At 59.6% G+C, this 19,375-nt stretch carries 13 protein-coding genes; 7 read left to right on the top strand and 6 right to left on the bottom strand.

The features are described 5' to 3' along the window. Positions 1–96 precede the first annotated feature (96 nt). Positions 97–1,281, bottom strand: coding sequence for an acyltransferase (locus AB5Y81_RS02325; protein ID WP_279484343.1), 1,185 nt, complete (start codon positions 1,279–1,281; stop codon positions 97–99). 260 nt (positions 1,282–1,541) lie between these two features. Here AB5Y81_RS02325 and AB5Y81_RS02320 point away from each other — a divergent pair, with 260 nt between their 5' ends. Further along, entirely contained in the window at positions 1,542–2,186 is a 645-nt protein-coding gene (locus AB5Y81_RS02320) for a glutathione S-transferase family protein (RefSeq protein WP_279484344.1), read from the top strand. Between the two features lie 470 nt (positions 2,187–2,656). Here AB5Y81_RS02320 and AB5Y81_RS02315 read toward each other — a convergent pair whose 3' ends face one another. Next, complete coding sequence (locus tag AB5Y81_RS02315; RefSeq protein ID WP_005300980.1) at positions 2,657–3,850, bottom strand: class I SAM-dependent methyltransferase; 1,194 nt, start codon at positions 3,848–3,850, stop codon at positions 2,657–2,659. A 347-nt stretch (positions 3,851–4,197) separates the two neighbouring features. On the opposite strand from AB5Y81_RS02315, the gene AB5Y81_RS02310 reads away from it, so the two are divergent. After that, positions 4,198–5,712 (top strand): flagellin, encoded by a 1,515-nt coding sequence (locus AB5Y81_RS02310; protein ID WP_041207233.1) that lies wholly within the window; start codon positions 4,198–4,200, stop codon positions 5,710–5,712. 146 nt (positions 5,713–5,858) lie between these two features. On the opposite strand, the gene AB5Y81_RS02305 is transcribed toward AB5Y81_RS02310, so the two are convergent. Further along, positions 5,859–7,289, bottom strand: coding sequence for a methyl-accepting chemotaxis protein (locus tag AB5Y81_RS02305; RefSeq protein WP_213343409.1), 1,431 nt, complete (start codon positions 7,287–7,289; stop codon positions 5,859–5,861). Between the two features lie 85 nt (positions 7,290–7,374). Between AB5Y81_RS02305 and AB5Y81_RS02300 the strand changes: the two genes are divergently transcribed. Beyond that, positions 7,375–7,647: an acylphosphatase gene (locus tag AB5Y81_RS02300; RefSeq protein ID WP_005300975.1), complete on the top strand. Its 273-nt coding sequence runs from the start codon at positions 7,375–7,377 to the stop codon at positions 7,645–7,647. An 89-nt stretch (positions 7,648–7,736) separates the two neighbouring features. Here AB5Y81_RS02300 and AB5Y81_RS02295 read toward each other — a convergent pair whose 3' ends face one another. After that, the gene (locus tag AB5Y81_RS02295) at positions 7,737–8,372 is read right to left on the bottom strand and encodes a glutathione S-transferase family protein (RefSeq protein ID WP_010633965.1); all 636 of its coding nucleotides are present in this window, start codon (positions 8,370–8,372) and stop codon (positions 7,737–7,739) included. 197 nt (positions 8,373–8,569) lie between these two features. Beyond that, positions 8,570–10,603, bottom strand: a complete 2,034-nt coding sequence (gene metG / locus AB5Y81_RS02290; protein WP_279484345.1) for a methionine--tRNA ligase — start codon at positions 10,601–10,603, stop codon at positions 8,570–8,572. 186 nt (positions 10,604–10,789) lie between these two features. Between metG and apbC the strand changes: the two genes are divergently transcribed. The 4 genes from apbC to AB5Y81_RS02270 all read left to right on the top strand — a co-directional run bounded on the left by apbC (position 10,790) and on the right by AB5Y81_RS02270 (position 15,141). Next, positions 10,790–11,872 carry an iron-sulfur cluster carrier protein ApbC gene (apbC, locus tag AB5Y81_RS02285; RefSeq protein WP_017779010.1) on the top strand — a complete coding sequence of 361 codons (1,083 nt, stop codon included), beginning with the start codon at positions 10,790–10,792 and terminating at the stop codon, positions 11,870–11,872. A gap of 110 nt (positions 11,873–11,982) precedes the next feature. Then, positions 11,983–12,627, top strand: coding sequence for a uridine kinase (udk, locus tag AB5Y81_RS02280; RefSeq protein ID WP_005300963.1), 645 nt, complete (start codon positions 11,983–11,985; stop codon positions 12,625–12,627). 63 nt (positions 12,628–12,690) lie between these two features. Beyond that, positions 12,691–13,272 (top strand): dCTP deaminase, encoded by a 582-nt coding sequence (dcd, locus tag AB5Y81_RS02275; RefSeq protein ID WP_005300960.1) that lies wholly within the window; start codon positions 12,691–12,693, stop codon positions 13,270–13,272. 399 nt (positions 13,273–13,671) lie between these two features. Then, positions 13,672–15,141, top strand: coding sequence for an inorganic phosphate transporter (locus AB5Y81_RS02270; RefSeq protein WP_005300957.1), 1,470 nt, complete (start codon positions 13,672–13,674; stop codon positions 15,139–15,141). Positions 15,142–15,879: 738 nt separating this feature from the next. Here AB5Y81_RS02270 and rne read toward each other — a convergent pair. Beyond that, positions 15,880–18,981 (bottom strand): ribonuclease E, encoded by a 3,102-nt coding sequence (gene rne, locus AB5Y81_RS02265; protein WP_279484346.1) that lies wholly within the window; start codon positions 18,979–18,981, stop codon positions 15,880–15,882. Positions 18,982–19,375 lie beyond the last annotated feature (394 nt).

Below are 19,375 nucleotides of genomic sequence, written 5' to 3'. Positions count from 1 at the left end.
AGGGAGCAGCCTTCGCCATGACGCTGGCAAGGCTCTCCCCCGGCGTCGCCCCGAAGGCAAGCCATGCTGCCCTCGGGGCCATCTTTGGTGGGGAACTTAACCGGCTTGCTCTATCACCGGCTGGCGAGCCTTGCCGAGCCGGCGCAGGCGCCGTTGCAGCGGCCGCTCCAGCAGGGCGTAGCTCAGCGCCGAGAGACCGATCAGCACCGCCAGCATCAACAGGGTAGCCAGCACCCCCAGCAGGGGGTTGGTCTGGGCGTACCACCACGCAGTGAGCCCCGGCGCCAGATAGTGGACAAGCTCGCAGCCGGTGAGCAGCACCAGGGCGTGGAGCAGGTAGATGGAGTAGGAGAGATCCCCCAGCCAGTTGGTGACGCGGTTATCCAGCAGGCGCAGCAGCGGGCTCTGGCGATCGCCCTGGCAGGCGGCAATCCAGATCAGCAACACGTAGGCGCTGATCAGCAGCAGGGTCAGCTGCGGTGTCATGGTGAACTGCATCAGCGCGAAGGGGAGCAGAAAGGCGAGCAGCAGCGGCAAATCCCGCTGCATCATGGGCCACTGGCTGGCGGCCTTGACCTTCGGCAGCAGCCAGAGGCCGAGCACGAATTCACTCACCCCGCGCCCGATGGCCAGCGCCCCGCTGGTGACATCCAGGGTACCCCGGCTGTGCACGATAAAGGCCAGCACCGTCAGGGCCAGCAAGGGGGCGAGGTTGCTCCAGCGGCTGTGGGTGACGGCGAGCGGAATGAGCAGCGGAAAAAGCAGATAGCTAATCCACTCCACGCTGAGCGACCAGGCGGCGAAGTTCCAGGTCAATCCTTGATCGGTCACCACCTGCAGCAGCAACAGGCTGCTTGGCAGCGCCTCGGCCGGGGTAAAGGGGGAGCCGAAGGGGGCCATCCCTTCCCACTCCCACATCTTGAACAGGGGGCCGGCGTAGAAGCCAATCCCATGGCGGGCCTTGTAGAGCTCCCAGCCCACCAGCAGCAGCAGGGTCACCAGGTAGAGGGGATAAACCCGGGTCAGCCGCAGCCAGAGGAAGCGGCCATAACTTATGGTACGGGGCGTGCGGGCGAAGGCCTCCCCGTAGACATGGGCCAGCACCAGTCCGCTCAAAATAAAGAACAGATCGACCCAGAGGTAGCTGTTCTCGATGAGTTGGGTGTGGCCGGCGATCGACTCCATCCACTGGGGAAAGAGCAGCAAGCGGGCGTGGAACAGCACCACCATCAGGGCAGCGATGCCCCGCAGCGGCGTCAACAGCGGCAATGATTGATTCATGACGGGATCCTTGATGATGTTCAGCTTGGCCTGACATCAATTTTTGTTGTGGTGCCGCTCATCAACCCTGATGAGTCGACTGCCCCGGCTTGGCGGCCACAGGCGGGATCACCCTACCTAAAAGAGAGCCATACGGATGTGATTTTCGTCATGAATGCGCATTTATCATCCAAAAACCAGGAAGGGATGAGCGCGGCATCGGAAGTGGAGAAGGGATCTAGACTAGGTGAGTCATCCATCCGCGAGCCAGGAGCATCCCGATGAAACTCTATGCCCATCCTTTCTCATCCTACAGCCAGAAGGTGCTGATCGCCCTCTACGAGAATGCCACCCCGTTCGAGTACCGGAATCTGGAAGAGCCGGCGGCCAACGCCGAACTTGCCGCTCTCTGGCCGCTCAAGCGCTTCCCGGTGCTGCTCGATAACGGTCGCTGCATCCTCGAGAGCAGCACCATAGTCGCCCATCTGCAGGCGCACCACCCGGGCCCCGTCTGCCTGATCCCGCCTGGCGATGCGGGTCTTGAGGTGCATATGCTGGATCGCGTGTTCGACAACTATGTGATGACGCCGATGCAAAAAGTGGTGCTGGATGCGCTGCGTCCGGTCACAGATCGCGACCGCTATGGTGTAGCGGAGGCCCGCGAGCTGCTCGATCAGATCTACCCCTGGCTCGATCAGCGGCTGGAAGGGCGCCACTGGATTGCCGGCGCAGACTTCACGCTGGCCGATTGCGCCGCCGCGCCCTCGCTCTTCTACGCCGACTGGGCCCACGAGATCCCCGCTAGCCATGGCTGCCTGCGTGCCTATCGCGCCCGTCTACTCAGCCATCCCTCCATCGTGCGGGTGGTGGAGGAGGCCAGACCATTTCGGCACTACTTCCCGTTGGGGGCGCCAGCGCGTGACTGAATGGAATGATGCATTCCTGCCGACCTGGTGCTTTGACGAGCCGGGAGAGGCAGGGTGTGACCAACCACAGGGGAAAACAACAATATTCACTCAGGTGAGTGAGTATGCGTTTATGGCCGATATTTCCCCGAGATATTTTTAATGCTGACGCATAACATTTCATGTTTTTGCATAAAACAAATACCGGGCAGTCCCTGCTGGTGGGCTGTGTATGCCATGCCAAGGGTGAAAGAGGCATGAGAAGCGGGCTAACGATGCGGCAACTCTTGATTGAGGATGGCTGTAGTCAGTCGAAGAGGAGAGATAGGGTGCCAATCGCTATTGGCGGCAAAGTCGGGGGTGAGGTTATCTCTTTGGCGGCCGCATAAAAAAAGCCCGCTACGATCGCGGGCTTTTTGATGGCTTGCCGGACCCTGCCTTAACCCGGATCTGGAACCGGGGACAAGGGGGGCAGCGCTGGTCTGCTCGGCTTAGCGGGCGCGCACCACCAGCCCTTTGAGGTAGAAGCCTTCCGGATAGGCGGTACCTATGGGGTGATCGGATGCCTGGGACAAGAGCTCCAGGATCTGGGCGTCGCGGCCGGCATCGAGGGCTGCATCGGCGACGATCTTCTGGAACAGGCTCTGCTCCATCAGGCCGGAGCAGGAGTAGGTCAGCAGCACGCCACCCGGCGCCAGCAGCTGGAACGCCAGCATGTTGATGTCCTTGTAGCCGCGGCAGGCACCCAGCAGCTGGGCCTTGCTCTCGGCAAACTTCGGCGGATCCAGCACGATGACGTCAAACTTCTCGCCCTTCTCGCGATATTCACGCAGCAGCTTGAACACGTCGTGACGGACGAACTGGGTGTTGCTGGTATCGAGACCGTTCAGCTCGGCGTTCTGACGGGCGATGTCCAGCGCATTCTGGGAGAGATCCACATTGACCACCTCCTTGGCGCCGCCCTTGAGAGCATAAACGCCAAAACCGCCGGTGTAGCAGAAGCAGTTGAGCACCCGTTTGCCTTCGGTGTACTTGGCGGCGGCCTGACGGTTGTCACGCTGATCCAGATAGAAGCCGGTCTTGTGGCCGTTGCGGATGTCCACCAGGATCTTGACGCCGCCGTTTTCCTCGATCACCACCGGCTCGTTCGGGGTCTCGCCATGGATGACGCCGGTGCGCTCTTTCAGCCCTTCCTTCTTGCGCACCGCCACGTCGGAGCGCTCATAGATGCTGCACTCGGGGTAGAGAGTGCGCAGCGCTTGCGTGATCAGCTCGCGTTGGAACTCGGCGCCAGCGGAGAGAATTTGGCACACCAGGAAGTCGGCGTAGCGGTCGATGGTCAAGCCAGGCAAGCCGTCGGACTCGGCAGCGCACAGGCGATAGCCGGTGAGGCCCTGACGCTTGATGAGTCCGTCACGGGACTCCTGGGCGTATTTCAGGCGACGGATGAAGAAATCGAGATCGACGGTCTCATCCTTGTCGAAGGTCCAGACCCGGGCGCGGATCTGGGAGCTGCCGGACCAGGCGCCACGGGCGAGCCACTTGCCGTCATGGGTGAGGATCTCGACGGTATCGCCGTCAATGGGGTTGCCCTGAACCCGCTCGATCCCCTTGGAGAAGATCCAGGGGTGGCGACGCAGCAGGGATTTTTCGCGGCCTTTGACGAGATAGATGGAAGCGCTCATGGGAGTTGCCAGATGGTCAAAAGAAAAGGGGCCACATTCTAAGGGCAAGAGGGCTGCTAAGCCAGTCTTTGCTGGCATACGACGCATGACTGCTCTCTTCCCTTGAGCAGCGATCAGGTACCGGCTTCACGTAATTTCATGAAACTCGGCGTTGGCGTATCTGGCTGCTCAGCTTATCAGTATTGGCCTTAAATGCTTTTTTTTTGCTCAAGCCCACTCCTTTAGTGCGCAAAATATATCCATATTGGTATTTTTATCTTTATTCTGTGCAATTTCCTCTAAAGAGCCATTTGGTGATGTCGATAGTGTGGAGGCCATTTTGAATCTTTCCTTGTATCGAGCTGTCCATGTCACTCTCTATTGCGACCAATGTTTCCTCCCTCAATGCGTCTCGTCACCTTGGTCAGTCATCAAACACGCTGGATTCGGTCTATCGACGACTCTCATCCGGATTGCGTATCAACAGTGCTGCCGATGATGCTGCCGGCTTGCAGATTGGCAATCGTCTCACCAGTGAAGTAAACGGGACCAACACGGCGATCCGCAATGCCAATGATGGGATATCAGTTATCAATGTGGCTGATGGGGCACTCGATGAGTCGATGAACCTGATGCAGCGGATGCGTACTCTCGCGTTGCAGTCAGGGAGTGGTGCCAATACGACAGAGGATCGCATAGCCCTGAATGCTGAATTCAAGCAACTGCAGTTGGAAATGGACCGGATCGCCACAGGTACCCAGTTTGCCGGACAGGAACTGCTGGCGGGGAGTTATAAGGGGATCTTCTCGGTTGGAGCTTATGCAGGTCAGAATACCGTCATCACCGATCTCAATGCACAAACCAAAAATCTGGGGGAGATGGAGTGGCAAGCGCGCAGTCCGGCAGGCAGCAAGCCGGGGGCTTATGACATTTCTGATCTCAAACTTTCAGCTCAGCCCGTGACTCTCAACGGCGTGACCTTTGACAAGGATTATGCAACCCTGGAAGCGCTCGTGGCTGATATCAATGGCACAACCTTTCCCAATAATCAGGGGCCGGTAACAGCACGGCAACTGCCATTTTCCGTGGCCTCTTCCGTCGATTTGTCCGCCTTGCCATCCTATATCGATGTGGCGGGCCACTCTGTGGACTTGACCAGCGGGATTGATATGACTGGATGGGATCCGGTCAATCCGACCGCAAAAAATAGCGCCATCATGGCAACTGTGGTTCAACGCATCAACAGTACTGCGCAATCTGCAGGTTTAGGTTTTTATGTGAGTGCGTCCAACAGCAACAATCCTGCCAGCAATGCATTGACCGTTTATAGCTCACAGGGGAACAGTCTTGCGCTGGCCAATGGCACAACGCCCCCTCCGCAACCCGCACCACCGGCGCCGCCAGTGAGCAGCAATTCTTCTTTGAGCGCTCTTTTGCCAGATGTGTCCCCCACGACTTATATCGGCCAGATGGAATTGCACTCATCTGGTGACAAGTACTCCAACATCGACATGCAAGGGGCGAGCTTGCATGCACTGGGTTTCTATCAAGCAGACAAGAAGAAATATACCATTGATAATATTGATGTTCTTAATGATGACAATGCAAGCAGAGCGATCAAGACGCTGGATGTGGGCATGAAACAGCTAGGGGTTCAGCGTTCGCGGCTCGGGGCCCAGGCCAATGCACTGGACGCCAGGGTACGAAATCTGGCCAACGCCAATGAGAGCCTCAGTGCTGCCCGTTCACGGATCCGGGATGCCGACATAGCGAGTGAGTCGGCCCGCCTGGTGCGTACCCAGATATTGCAGCAGGCGAGCTCATCCATCTTAAGTCAGGCCAACAGCCGACCCAATATGGCTCTCAGCCTGCTGCAGTCATGATGATGGGGGAAGCGGGCAGCACCGCGATCAAATGAGTGGAGCGTCATTGAGCACAAATAGTTCGGTGACGCTATTTCAAACCCGTGTTAATGCTGAAACGACAGAGGCCATCCCTGGGATGGCCTCTGTCGTTATTGCGCGGCAAGTTAGATCTTCAGGCCTTTCAGGGCCTGGGTCAGCTCGGTGGCGGTGGCCTTGAGGCCGGCAGTGCCGGCCACCGAGGCGCTGGCGGACGCTTCCACCTGGCCCGCTTCATGGCGCACCTGATCCAGATTGCGGGTGATCTCTTCGGCCACCGAGCTCTGCTGTTCGCTCGAAGTGGCGATCTGGGTGCTCATCTCCAGCACAGCATCGCTGTGGTTGCTGAGCTTGTCGATGTCTAGCCCCACCTCGCTGATGAGCTGCTGACTGCTGGCCGCCCGCTCCACCGTCTTCTCCATGATGTCGTTCAGTGCCCCGGTGCCGGCCTGCAGCTCTTCAATCATCTGCTGGATCTCTACCGTGGCCTGCTGGGTACGGCTGGCCAGGGTGCGAACCTCGTCGGCCACCACCGCGAAGCCACGGCCCTGCTCGCCGGCGCGGGCCGCTTCTATGGCAGCGTTGAGGGCCAGCAGGTTGGTCTGCTGGGAGATGGCGTTGATGACGTTGACCACTTCGTTGATGCGATTGGCATTGTGGGTCAGCCGCTCCACCGCGCCGGAGGCGTTGCCGATCTCGTCGGCCAGGGTGCGGATGGCGGTGATGGTGCGCGATACTCGGGAGGCGCCATTGGCTGCCTCTTCGCTCGACTGGCGGGTCTGCTGCAGGGTGTCGTTGGCGTTGCGGGCCACCTCGCGAATGGCGGCGGACATCTGCTCCATGGCGGCGGCAAGGGAGTCCATGTGTTGGCGCTGGGAGCGGGCCATGGTTTCGCCTTCGCTGGCATGATCGCGAAACTCGTCGGCCGCCATGGTCAGCGCCTCGGCGGACTCTTCCACCAGCTGTACTATCTTGTGCTGGCGGTCGGTGAAGCGGTCGATGCTGCCGGCCAGAATGGAAAACTCGTCGCGCACCGGGAAGAAGTTGAGGCGGAAGGTGAGATCGCCATCCGCCACTGTCTGCAGCGCCTTGTTGGTGGAGTAGAGCGCCCCCGACACGAAGGTCATCAGGTAGTGGGTCACCAGGGCCAGCAGGGCGGCCAGCACGGCGATGATGGTGAGGGTGGTTCCTTGGCCATCCCACAGGGAGTAGCGGGAGGCATCCAGGGTACCGGTGACGACCCCGGCCTGGCCGGCGCTGGCGCCGTATCGATAGATGTCGCCCTGCTGGGTTAACCCTGTGCTGCCGGTCGGGCTCAGCGTGAGCTCGGCGGGCAGGGTCAGATCGGCGTGCTGGCTGGCCAGCTGGGCGCTCAGTTCGACCCGCTGCTTGAGCTGATCCAGGCGCAGCTGCATCTCCTGCTGATGGCCGCCTGCCAGCAGGTACCAGCTGATAAAGGCGATGAACAACAGTGGGCACCAGAAGGTGATGAGAAATTTTTCGCTGATCGTGAGGTGAATGAGATAACGGTCAACCCACCGAAACTTTACTTCTTTCATAATGGTATTGCGTCCTGCAAGGGGATGAGAGTGTCGCGCTCATTATCGCCTTGGAGGGAAATTTCTTAAGGGGAAGGTGTGAGAAATGGGAGAGCAATCGTTTGTCGTGCGAGTGTGGGGCCTGGTGCAGGGGGTGGGGTTTCGTTACTTCACCCGGGAGCGGGCGCTGCAACTGGGGCTGCGGGGCCATGCCTACAACCTGGAAGATGGCTCGGTGGAGATCCTCATCTGCGGGCCGGAGCAGAGCGTGCAAATGATGCTGGGCTGGCTGGAGCGTGGCCCGCGCACCGCCGAGGTGACCCGGATGGAGTATGAAGTTGCGCCACCGCCCAAGGGGAGCGGCTTTCATACCAATTGAGCGCCTTGCCACGCCAATGATGCCAAACAGCCATAAAAAACGGGAGCCTTGCGGGCTCCCGTTTGCATTGACGGTTTCTTGTCCGCAGGTCAGCCGGCCTGAGCGGCATCGGCGATGGCCTGGGTCTTGGCCAGCACCGCCTGCAGGGCGGGGCGTTTGGCCAGACGATCCCGATAGGCCGCGAGTTTGGGCGGAATGGTCTGCTCGAAACGGGTGGCCCACATCAGGGTATGGGCCAGCAGCAGATCGGCGATGGTTACCTGCTCACCCAGCAGGTAACCCTGCTCGGGCACCCAGGATTCGGCGATGGCCGCCGCCTTGTCGAACTCCCACTTGGCGGTGGGGAAGATGGCCGGCAGGCGCTGGGCCTCGGGCAGGGCGAAGCGGTGCTTGCCGATGGTCCACAGCGGCTGTTCCAGCTCGCAGGTGATGAAACTGACCCACTGGGCGTGCAGTGCCGAGGCCTGGGTCCCTCTGGCCGGCAGCCAGTTCGGGCCATACACCTCGGCCAGGTACTGCATGATGGCGGCGGACTCGGTCAACACGAACTCCCCGTCCTTGAGCACCGGCATCTTGCCGCTTGGATTGAGGGTCAAAAACCAGTCGCTGCGATTCTCGCCCTTGGCGAAGTCGAGAAACTGGAACTGCCATGCCACGTCCAGCTCTTCCAGTAACCAGGATACGCGCAGGGCCCGGCTGACGGGGGTGCCATATAAGGTGATCATGCTTGCTCCTTGCCTGATGAATGGGCCATGGGCCCGAAGTGAATCGCCAGTCTAGGCAAATTGCTTGGGAGCAACAAGCACCCAAGGTGGGAGACAAAGCGCAAAACGGCGCAAGCGGTGGGAGAAGAGGAGGAGGAAAGAGGGAAAATAAAAGGGAGGCCCCAGGCCTCCCTCATTGTTAACGGCTACGGTAGCGTTTACTTGACGCGCATGCCAGGCTGGGCCCCTTCCTGCGGCTCCAGGATCCAGAGATCCTTGCCACCCGGGCCGGCGGCCAGCACCATGCCTTCGGACATGCCAAAGCGCATCTTGCGCGGGGCCAGGTTGGCCACCATCACGGTCAGCTTGCCTTCCAGATCTTCCGGGTTGTAGGCGGACTTGATGCCGGCAAACACCTGACGGGTCTCGCCGCCGATGTCCAGTTGCAGCTTGAGCAGCTTGTCCGCTTCCGGCACCGCTTCGGCCTTCGTGATCAGCGCCACCCGCAGGTCCACCTTGGCGAAGTCATCGTAGGCGATGGTTTCGCTGATGGGGTCATCAACCAGCGGGCCGGTGGCTTTCGGTGCCTGCTCCTTGGCCAGATCTTCCTTGGAGGCTTCGATCATGGCGTCAATCTTGGCCGGCTCGATGCGGGAGAAGAGCGCCTTGAACGGGGCGACGGTGTGGTCGACCAGCGGGGCGGCGATACCCTCCCAGCTGAGGGTCTCGGCCAGGAAGGCCTCGGCGCGCTCGGCCAGGAGCGGCATGACGGGCTTGAGGTAGGCCATCAGCACGCGGAACAGGTTGATGCCAACGGAGCAGACCGCTTGCAGTTCGGCATCCGCCCCTTCCTGCTTGGCGATAACCCAGGGGGCTTTGTCGTCCACGTAGCGGTTGGCCTTGTCGGCCAGTGCCATGATCTCGCGGATGGCGCGGCTGAACTCGCGGCTCTCGTAGGACTCGGCGATGACGGTGCGGGCGTTGGCAAACTCGGCGTAGAGCTCAGGCTCGGCGCAGGTGGCGGCCAGCTTGCCGTCGAAGCGCTTGGCGATGAAGCCGGCGTTGCGCGACGCCAGGTTGACCAGCTTGTTGACCACATCGGCGTTGACGCGCTGCACGAAGTCTTCGAGGTTCAAGTCCAGATCGTCGATGCGGCTGTTGAGCTTGGCGGCGTAGTAGTAACGCAGGCACTCCGGATCCAGGTGATTGAGATAGGTGGAGGCCTTGATGAAGGTGCCCTTGGACTTGGACATCTTGGCGCCGTTGACGGTCACATAGCCATGCACGTTGACCTTGGTCGGCTTGCGGAAACCTGCGCCTTCCAGCATGGATGGCCAGAACAGGCAGTGGAAGTAGGCGATGTCCTTGCCGATGAAGTGGTAGAGCTCGGCCTCGGAGTCCGCTTTCCAGTAGCTGTCGAAATCGATGTCACCGCGCTTGTTGCACAGGTTCTTGAACGACGCCATGTAACCGATGGGGGCATCCAGCCAGACGTAGAAGTACTTGCCCGGGGCGCCCGGAATTTCGAACCCGAAGTAGGGGGCGTCACGGGTAATGTCCCACTGCTGCAGGCCGCTTTCGAACCACTCCTGCATCTTGTTGGCCATCTCTTCCTGAATGGCCCCGGAGCCGCGTACCCAGTCGGCCAGCCAGGTTTCAAACTGCGGCAGGTCGAAGAAGAAGTGCTCGGAGTCCTTCATCACCGGAGTGGCGCCGGAGACGGCGGATTTCGGATCGATGAGCTCGGTCGGGCTGTAGGTGGCGCCGCAGCTGTCGCAGTTGTCGCCATACTGCTCCGGGGACTTGCACTTGGGGCAGGTGCCCTTGACGAAACGATCCGGCAGGAACATGGATTTTTCCGGATCGAACAGCTGGGAGATGGTGCGGCTCTTGATCTTGCCGCCGGCCTGCAGACGGCCGTAGATAAGCCCGGCCAGCTCACGGTTCTCGTCGCTGTGGGTGGAGTGATAGTTGTCAAAACTGATGTTGAACCCGGCGAAGTCGGCCTGGTGCTCCTGGGAGACGGCCGCGATCATCTCTTCCGGGGTGATCCCCAGCTGTTGGGCCTTGAGCATGATCGGGGTGCCGTGAGCATCGTCGGCACAGACAAAGTGCACCTGGTGACCGCGCATTCGCTGATAACGAACCCAGATATCGGCCTGGATGTGTTCCAGCATGTGGCCAAGATGGATGGAGCCATTGGCATAGGGAAGGGCGCAGGTTACCAGCATTGTACGAGGATCAGTTGCCATATAGTCGTTCTTGATGTGCTTGTTGGGATGATAGAGTGCCGTGCATGTTACCCGAATTGGGGGTAGCCTGCCTAGGGTTGTGGCTCGTCCTGCCCGCCGGCGCACGCCGGTCGGCAAGCAGGCAAGCCACTGATTTGTGTGCGGTAACCGTTCACCTCAAGATAATGACAAGATAATGAGGAGTTAATGGTGATTGATTCAGTAAAACAGATCCTGGCCGAATTTAAGCCGACAGGGTGGGGCAAGGATCTGGTGGCTGCCGGCTTCGTACGCAGCATCGACAAACAGGGTTCGGCGCTCACCATCAAGCTGGTGTTGCCTTTCGCCGGCCACTCCCTGTTCGAGCAGATCCAGCAGGACTTCGATGCCCGGCTGCGCAGCGTCACCGGTGCGACCCGTATCGACTGGGTGGGCGAGATCGAGGTGGCCAGCATGCCGCGGGCGCAGGGGCTGGCGGCGGTGCAGGGCATTCGCAACATCATCGTGGTCGCCTCTGGCAAGGGCGGGGTGGGCAAGTCTACCACCGCCGTCAACCTGGCGCTGGCACTGCAAAAGGAGGGGGCGCGAGTCGCCATTCTGGATGCGGACATTTACGGCCCCTCCATCCCGACCATGACCGGAACCCTCAAGGAGCGCCCCGTCAGCCATGACGGCAAGTTGATGGAGCCGGTGATGGCCTGTGGCCTCAAGAGCAACAGCATCGGCTATCTGGTCTCCGAGCAGGATGCCACCATCTGGCGCGGCCCCATGGCGAGCAAGGCGCTGGCCCAGATCCTCCACGAGACCCGCTGGGGCGAGGTGGACTACCTGGTGGTGGACATGCCGCCGGGCACCGGCGACATCCAGCTCACCCTGGCCCAGCAGGTACCGACCACGGCAGCGGTGATTGTCACCACCCCTCAGGACGTGGCGCTGGCGGATGCGCGCAAGGGGGTGGCCATGTTCAACAAGGTCAATGTGCCCGTGCTCGGCATCGTCGAGAACATGAGCTACCACGTCTGCAGCGCCTGTGGTCATCATGAGGCGATATTCGGTACCGGCGGCGGCCAGAAGATGGCCGAGCAGTATCAGGTGGCGCTGCTGGGTCAGCTGCCACTGCACATCGACATCCGCAAACACATGGACGATGGCTGCCCGACCGTGTTCGGCGCACCGAAAGGGGAGCTGGCAGAGGCCTATCTGAAACTGGCCCGTCGGGTGGGGGCTGAACTCTATTTCAGCGGAAAACCGATTGCGACCCCCCTCTATACCATGGCGCTGGATGAATAATCGGCGGTCGGCCGTTTGGGGTGGATTTGAGGGTGGGCAGGGCTCACCCTTTTTTATATAATGGATCGGTTTAAACAATCCCCACTGCTCTTCTCTTTAGGTATTTTTCAATGTCTGATACTCAACATTCGTGTGTGATCATCGGTATTGCTGGTGCATCCGCGTCCGGCAAAAGTCTTATAGCCCAAACCATCTATGAAGAGCTGGTGGCCGAGCTGGGAGCCGGTCAAATTGGCGTGATCACCGAGGATTGCTACTATCGCGATCAGACCCACCTGACCATGGAAGAGCGGGTCAAGACCAACTATGACCACCCCAACGCACTGGATCACGACCTGCTGGTACAGCACCTGAGCCAGCTGGTGCAGGGGGATGCCGTCAACATTCCCCAGTACTCCTATACCGAACACACCCGCATGAGCGATGTGACCCCCTTTGCCCCGCGCCGGGTGATCATTCTGGAAGGGATCCTGTTGCTGACCGACAGCCGCTTGCGCGATCTGATGGATGCCTCCATCTTCATGGATACCCCGCTCGACATCTGCCTGCTGCGCCGCCTGGTGCGCGACGTGCAGGAGCGCGGCCGGACCATGGATTCCGTGCTCAAGCAGTACCAGAAGACGGTGCGTCCCATGTTCCTGCAGTTTATCGAGCCTTCCAAGCAGTACGCGGACGTGATCGTGCCCCGTGGCGGCAAGAACCGCATCGCCATTGACATGCTCAAGGCGCGGATCCGCCATATGTTGATTGGTTGAGAGATATCAAGCCGGGTGATGCCCGGCTTTTTTAAATGAACAATTTGTCAGGAGAGTCGCCCAATGCGTCTTTGTGATACCGATATCGAACGTCATCTGGATGAAGGCAAGATCGTCATTGAGCCAAGACCCGGTATTGAACGGATCAGTGGCGTCAGCGTCGACGTGCTGCTGGGCAACGAGTTTCGGGTGTTTCGCGATCACACCGCTCCCTATATTGATCTGAGCGGGCCGAGCAGCGAGATGGCCGATGCCATCGATCGGGTGATGAGCGACGAAATCCACATTCCCGATGGGGAAGCCTTCTATCTGCACCCGGGTCAGCTGGCGCTGGCGGTCACTTATGAATCGGTCACCCTGCCGGCGGATATCGTCGGCTGGCTCGATGGCCGTTCCTCCCTGGCTCGCCTGGGCCTCATGGTACATGTGACCGCACACCGCATTGATCCGGGCTGGTCCGGCCGCATCGTGCTGGAGTTCTACAACGGCGGCAAGCTGCCGCTGGCGCTGCGCCCCAAGATGAAGATCGGTGCGCTGAACTTCGAGATGCTCTCCGGTGTGGCGGCGCGTCCCTACAACAAGCGGGAAAACGCCAAGTACAAGAGCCAGCAGGGCGCCGTGGCCAGCCGCATCAACCAGGACTGATCTGGCCTGTGTGATCCTTGGCAGTCGACAAGAGACAATATGCTGAAGAAGGGCGCCCGCAACGGCGCCCTTATCCATGGTGGTGGCAACCTGTGTCGGCAGGTAAGTTGTCGGTTCCTTGTGCAATTCTCCCTTTTGGGTTGGTCCAAGATTGACGCAACGCGCACCTGTGGAGGGGGATTGGAGTGGCCGGAAATGATGAATTGTTCCCGTTTGGGGACTGTTTTTGTCAGGCAAGGTCTGTTTAATTAATCCAAGACAAGCCGCATGGTGACTGGCGCTAAGCTATTTTTTGGCTGAATGCTCTTTTTTTTTCTTACTGAAATATTTCAACAACGGGTATGGCGTTACCAGCCTTCTGGCATAATCCGCCGCAACTCATAAACAGGTTCGTTTTTTATGTTTGAAATGTTTAGTGGTTTGGGTTTGTGGTGGTCAATTGGTTTGGTATTGGCCGTTTTTTTTGTGTTGGCCTATGAATTCATCAATGGCTTTCACGATACCGCCAACGCGGTAGCAACGGTCATCTATACCAAGGCGATGCCGGCACATACGGCCGTGGTGGCCTCCGGTCTGTTCAACTTTGCCGGGGTCATGATGGGCGGGTTGGGGGTGGCCTATGCCATTGTTCACTTGCTGCCCATTGATCTGCTGCTCGGAATGGACTCTACCCAGGGTCTTATCATGGTGTTCTCCCTGCTGTTTTCCGCCATCGTGTGGAATCTGGGCACCTGGTTCTTCGGGATCCCCGCATCCAGTTCGCACACGCTGATCGGCTCCATACTGGGGGTAGGCGGCGCCTATGCCTGGATCAACCATCAACCGCTGCAGGAAGGCATCAACGTCGGCAAAGCGATCGATATCATGCTCTCCCTCATCATCTCGCCCACCGTCGGTTTCATCATTGCGGCCATACTGCTGTTTGCCATGAAACGTGTCTGGCAGGGCAGCAAGATCCACAAAACGCCGGAAGAGCGCCTGCTGGTGGATGGCAAGAAGCATCCGCCGTTCTGGGCTCGTCTCACGCTGGTAGCTTCTGCCATGGGGGTCAGCTTCGTGCACGGCTCCAACGATGGCCAGAAGGGTATCGGTCTGGTGATGCTGGTGCTGATCTGCATGGCGCCGGCCTACTTCGCGCTGGACATGAACAGCCGCTCCTACGATCTGGATCGCACCCAGGATGCCAACCAGCGCATCATGGAGATCTATCAGCGTAACCATGAGCTGGTTTCCAAGGTGGTGGACTTCAAGGTGCCGGCCCAGGCCCAGGAAGAGCTGATGACCCATTGCGCCGCCTCCGGTGCACTGCAGGCCATGGCCACCCTGGACAATCGTCTTGCCCAGGTGCGTACCTATGAAGAGATGGACCTGACCGATCGCCGTGAAGTACGTCGCCTGCTGCTGTGCATCGACGATACCGCCCGCAAGGTTTCCAAGCTGCCGCTGCCGGCCAAGGAGCTGACCGATCTGGCCAAATGGCGCAAGGATCTGACCGCTACCGCCGAATACGCGCCGACCTGGGTTATCGTCTCCATCGCCCTGGCGCTTGGCTGCGGCACCATGGTGGGCTGGCGTCGTATCGTCTACACGGTAGGCGAGAAGATCGGCTCCTCCGGCATGACCTATAGCCAGGGGATCGCAGCCCAGATCACGGCAGCTGCCTCCATCGGTATTGCCAGTCTGACCGGCATGCCGGTGTCCACCACCCATATTCTCTCCTCTGCGGTAGCGGGGACCATGGTGGCCAACAAGTCGGGCCTGCAGAGCCAGACCATCAAGACCATTCTGATGGCCTGGGTGCTGACCCTGCCGCTCACCATGCTGCTCTCCGGTGGTCTGTTCCTGATCAGCAACCATCTGTTCAGCTGAACCAGTTCCATCTGATTGTCAAAAGGGCCCCAAGGGCCCTTTTTTCATACCTTCAAAACTAAACGCTCTGCCATATCTTGGTAAGGTCGAGGACTCCAGTACCCCCATGATATGCCATCAAACTAAATATTTGAAAACAATGTAAAAGACTCGTCTCTGATCTCGCCCATATCACGACCTTCAAAAAACCAGTATACAAAGCGGGAGGATGTCACATCGACAACACCGTGGCCCGTTAGACCAATCACTCAAGTAGTGGGGAGGCCAATCGGCGCGAGCCGCAGAGTTCAGATGATGTAACGAGGCAAAGACAAAGAGTACAAATGTGCGTTGGTGAATATCCGATAGAAGAAATGGACAGTGTGCAACGGCATGAGCAATGTTCTGCTCCGCTATCACAGCTGCACTGCTTGGAAAGCCGCCTGGAGTGGGGGAGCAAGCCGTGTTAACCGCGGTTTCAACTGACCATGTCTGCTGTCGTAAAACGACCCGGGTTTCAGGTCATATGGATGCATCAGCGGTATGAAGCCTGGATAGTGGGATAGTGGGGTAGTGGGGTAGTGGGGTAGTGGGGTAGGGAAGCATGACGGGATCGGTTTGCACAGAGTGGCATAAAGAAGATGAGCAGACTGTAATGGACTGGGTTGCAGGCGCTGCTCCTGGGTCAATACGAGCTACATAGAGAGATAAAAAAAGAGCCACACAGTGTGTGGCTCTTTTATCAGGCTAGCGGGTCAATCAGGGACGACCGGCCGGGCTGGTTGCAACGTTGACGGCGGCAGTACTGCCACCATGACGGCCGGAAGTGGCCACTTCGCTGCGCACCAAGGGTGCATACTCGACCGGCTCGCGTGCCGGCAGGGCAGGGGCGGCGGCCGGAGTTGCCATCGGGGCAGAGGCCTTGCGGGCACCAGCCAGCAGGCTGCCACCGCGCTTGACCTGCTTGGCAGCCGGGGCTGCGGTTGCGGGTTCAACCTTGGCAGTCTCTGCAACGACAACAGGTTCGGCCACAGCGGCAACCGGCTCAAAGGTCGGTGCGGCAACAACGTCTGCAACTGCCGGGGCGGTTTCTACGGTCGCTTCCACAACCGGAGTCTCAATAACCTGTACGGGCTCAACGACAGCCTCTACCACGGTTTCCACTGCAACAGGCGCGGCTTCAACAGCAGCAATGACCGGTTCGGCCACCACGGGGGCGGTTTCGACGACGGTTGCTACCGGTTCAGCGGCGACAACGGCTTCGGCCTGCTCGCGGGCTTCTTCGGCGACGGCCTCGGCAACCACGTGCTCGGTCAGGGCGGAGGAGGCCTGCAGGGCAGCAGCAACGGCTTCAGCGCTCGGGATGGTGATCACGGGCACAGCCGGCTCTTCCACTTTGACCTGGGCTGCATCGGCTTGCGCGGCGGCAGTCAGAGTCGGTGCTGCGACTTCGGCAGTCTGCTCTTCATCGTCACGCTGGCTGCGAGCTTCTTCGTTGATGCGCTTGCGGCGTTGGCCTTCGATACGTTGATTGCGCGGAGTACGGCGGGAACGACGCTGGCCTTCTGCCTGCTCATCCTGCTGTTCAGTCGCGTCAACGGCATCGACGGTGGCAACCGGCGCTACATCGGCAGCATGGGCAACAGCGGCGTCATCGGCAGGCGCATCGACACGGATCTGCTTGCGCAGTTGGCGGCGTTCGCGGCGCTCGGCCACTTTCTGCTCTTTTTCCTGACGCTGTTCCACGTTGGTGGCAACGGCTTCTACGCTGTCCAGCGTGTCGACCACTACCTCGGCACGGGGTTCACGCGGAGCTCGGGGCTCACGAGCCTGACGTGGGGCACGGGGTTCGCGCTCCTGACGCGGCTCACGAGCCTCGCGAGGTTCACGTTCCATGCGCTGTTCGCGCACGTCACCACGGGCTTCACGTTCCTGACGCGGCTCACGCTCTTTGCGTGGGCGACGGTTGCGGCCTTCGCCGTTCTCGCGGCTGGCCACGCCTTCGCGCTTCTCGCCGGCATCGCCGTTGCGGCTGCTGCGGTTGTCGTCACGACGACCACGTTGACCACGGCTGCGGGATTCATCGCGCTGATGACGGTGACCGTCCTCTTTGCGAGCCTCGCGCGTTGCCGGTTTCTCGGCAGGCGCGGTGACCTCGGCGCTGTCAGCATTGCCGCCGAACAGGTTGGAGAGGCTCTTGAACAGCTTGCCGAACAGGCCCGGCTCTTCGGCAACCGGGGCTGCAACAGGGGCGGGCGCAGCCGGTTGCGGTGCCTGGACGAAGCCTTGCAGCAGGGGCTGCTCGCGCTCGATGGTCTGGGCCTGTTTCGGCTGGTAGACCGGCTTGGCAATTTCGGTTTTCAGCTCGTAGCTGGCCGCTTCCGGGATCTCGTTCTGACGGATGCGGGTCACTTCGTAGTGCGGGGTTTCCAGGTGCTGGTTCGGAATGATGTAGACACGCACATCATTACGTTGTTCCAGGCTGGCGATGGAGCTGCGCTTCTCGTTGAGCAGATAGGCGGCGACATCGACCGGCACCTGAGCATGCACCTGCTCGGTGTTGTCCTTCATCGCCTCTTCTTCGATGAGACGCAGGATGGACAGGGCCAGTGATTCGTTGTCACGGATCACGCCCTGACCCTGGCAACGGGGGCAGATATGGCTGCTGGACTCGTTGAGGGAGGGACGCAGACGCTGACGAGACATCTCCAGCAGACCGAAACGGGAGATCCGGCCGAGCTGGATGCGGGCACGGTCCTGATGCACGGCTTCACGCAGACGGTTTTCCACTTCGCGCTGATGGCGAACCGGCGTCATGTCGATGAAGTCGATGACAATCAGACCACCCAGGTCACGCAGACGCAATTGACGGGCAATCTCGTCGGCCGCTTCCAGGTTGGTCTGCAGCGCAGTCTCTTCGATATCGCCGCCCTTGGTGGCGCGGGAGGAGTTGATATCGATGGAGGTCAGCGCTTCGGTCGGATCGATCACGATGCTGCCGCCGGAGGGCAGGCGCACTTCACGCTGGAAGGCAGACTCGATCTGGCTCTCAATCTGGAAGTGGTTGAACAGGGCAACTTCACCCTTGTACAGCTTCACGCGGTTGAGGAAATCGGGACGTACCAGCTCGATGTGCGACTTGGCGCGTTCGAAAATGACCGGGTTGTCGATCAGGATCTCGCCCACATCGCGGCGCAGGTAATCACGGATGGCACGCACGATGACGTTGCTTTCCTGATGGATCAGCACCGGCGCGGAGCGGCTCTGTGACGCCTTGTGGATGGAGTCCCAGTGGTTGAGCAGAACGTTCAGATCCCATTCCAGCTCTTCCGGGGACTTGCCCACACCGGCGGTACGCACGATGAGGCCCATGCCGTCCGGCACGGTCAGGCCGCTCAGGGCTTCTTTCAGTTCAGTCCGTTCATCGCCCTCGATGCGACGGGAGATACCGCCGGCACGGGGGTTGTTCGGCATCAGCACCAGGTAGCTGCCGGCCAGACTGATGAAGGTGGTGAGGGCTGCACCCTTGGTGCCACGCTCTTCCTTGTCGATCTGGACGATGACTTCCTGGCCTTCGCGGACCACTTCTTTGATGTTGGGACGACCCTGATAGGAGTAACCGGAGGGGAAGTAATTGCGGGCGATTTCCTTTAACGGCAGGAAACCGTGGCGCTCGGCGCCATAGTCGACAAAAGCAGCTTCGAGACTGGGTTCTACGCGGGTGATTTTGCCCTTGTAAATGTTCGCTTTCTTCTGCTCGTGTCCCGGACTTTCAATATCCAGATCGTAGAGCTGTTGTCCGTCAACCAGCGCTACGCGCAACTCTTCTTCCTGAGTCGCGTTGATTAGCATTCTTTTCATTGAGTTCTCGTTATTTTGTCATTTTGATTTCCTCCACAGGATCCTGCCGGCGCCGGCCTCGGGTCTTCAGCATACTGGGGCAACCTCCCGGTTGGGGTATGCATGAGGCGCAAACTAAGGGCACTCTGGTTCAGCCTTCTCGAGAAGGCATGAAAAGGATACCGGTGTGGAGACAAATAGGCGGTTCTGTTTGCGTTCTCCATGCGCTGTACCTCGCACCCGGGAACCGTCATGTTCTTGTATACACGGTGTTTCGGGATTGGGTGGCATAATTTTTGGCCACTTAGTACAAGGCTTGAACACAATGACAAAACCTTGTTTATTATCCCATTTAAATCACTTTTATAGCAAGGCGCCATTTTTCAACAAAGCATGCAGCCAAGGGCCGTCGGCA

It is taken from the genome of Aeromonas sp. s2 (assembly GCF_040907935.1).
Lineage (GTDB): Bacteria > Pseudomonadota > Gammaproteobacteria > Enterobacterales > Aeromonadaceae > Aeromonas > Aeromonas dhakensis.
This window is presented reverse-complemented; position numbering and strand designations above follow the sequence as displayed.

What these genes read in the sequence shown, in the direction of transcription:
- AB5Y81_RS02325 (WP_279484343.1), bottom strand. Translation starts at nt 1,281, where the DNA reads ATGAATCAATCATTGCCGCTGTTGACGCCGCTGCGGGGCATCGCTGCC.
- AB5Y81_RS02320 (WP_279484344.1), top strand. Translation starts at nt 1,542, where the DNA reads ATGAAACTCTATGCCCATCCTTTCTCATCCTACAGCCAGAAGGTGCTG.
- AB5Y81_RS02315 (WP_005300980.1), bottom strand. Translation starts at nt 3,850, where the DNA reads ATGAGCGCTTCCATCTATCTCGTCAAAGGCCGCGAAAAATCCCTGCTG.
- AB5Y81_RS02310 (WP_041207233.1), top strand. Translation starts at nt 4,198, where the DNA reads ATGTCACTCTCTATTGCGACCAATGTTTCCTCCCTCAATGCGTCTCGT.
- AB5Y81_RS02305 (WP_213343409.1), bottom strand. Translation starts at nt 7,289, where the DNA reads ATGAAAGAAGTAAAGTTTCGGTGGGTTGACCGTTATCTCATTCACCTC.
- AB5Y81_RS02300 (WP_005300975.1), top strand. Translation starts at nt 7,375, where the DNA reads ATGGGAGAGCAATCGTTTGTCGTGCGAGTGTGGGGCCTGGTGCAGGGG.
- AB5Y81_RS02295 (WP_010633965.1), bottom strand. Translation starts at nt 8,372, where the DNA reads ATGATCACCTTATATGGCACCCCCGTCAGCCGGGCCCTGCGCGTATCC.
- metG (WP_279484345.1), bottom strand. Translation starts at nt 10,603, where the DNA reads ATGGCAACTGATCCTCGTACAATGCTGGTAACCTGCGCCCTTCCCTAT.
- apbC (WP_017779010.1), top strand. Translation starts at nt 10,790, where the DNA reads ATGGTGATTGATTCAGTAAAACAGATCCTGGCCGAATTTAAGCCGACA.
- udk (WP_005300963.1), top strand. Translation starts at nt 11,983, where the DNA reads ATGTCTGATACTCAACATTCGTGTGTGATCATCGGTATTGCTGGTGCA.
- dcd (WP_005300960.1), top strand. Translation starts at nt 12,691, where the DNA reads ATGCGTCTTTGTGATACCGATATCGAACGTCATCTGGATGAAGGCAAG.
- AB5Y81_RS02270 (WP_005300957.1), top strand. Translation starts at nt 13,672, where the DNA reads ATGTTTGAAATGTTTAGTGGTTTGGGTTTGTGGTGGTCAATTGGTTTG.
- rne (WP_279484346.1), bottom strand. Translation starts at nt 18,981, where the DNA reads ATGAAAAGAATGCTAATCAACGCGACTCAGGAAGAAGAGTTGCGCGTA.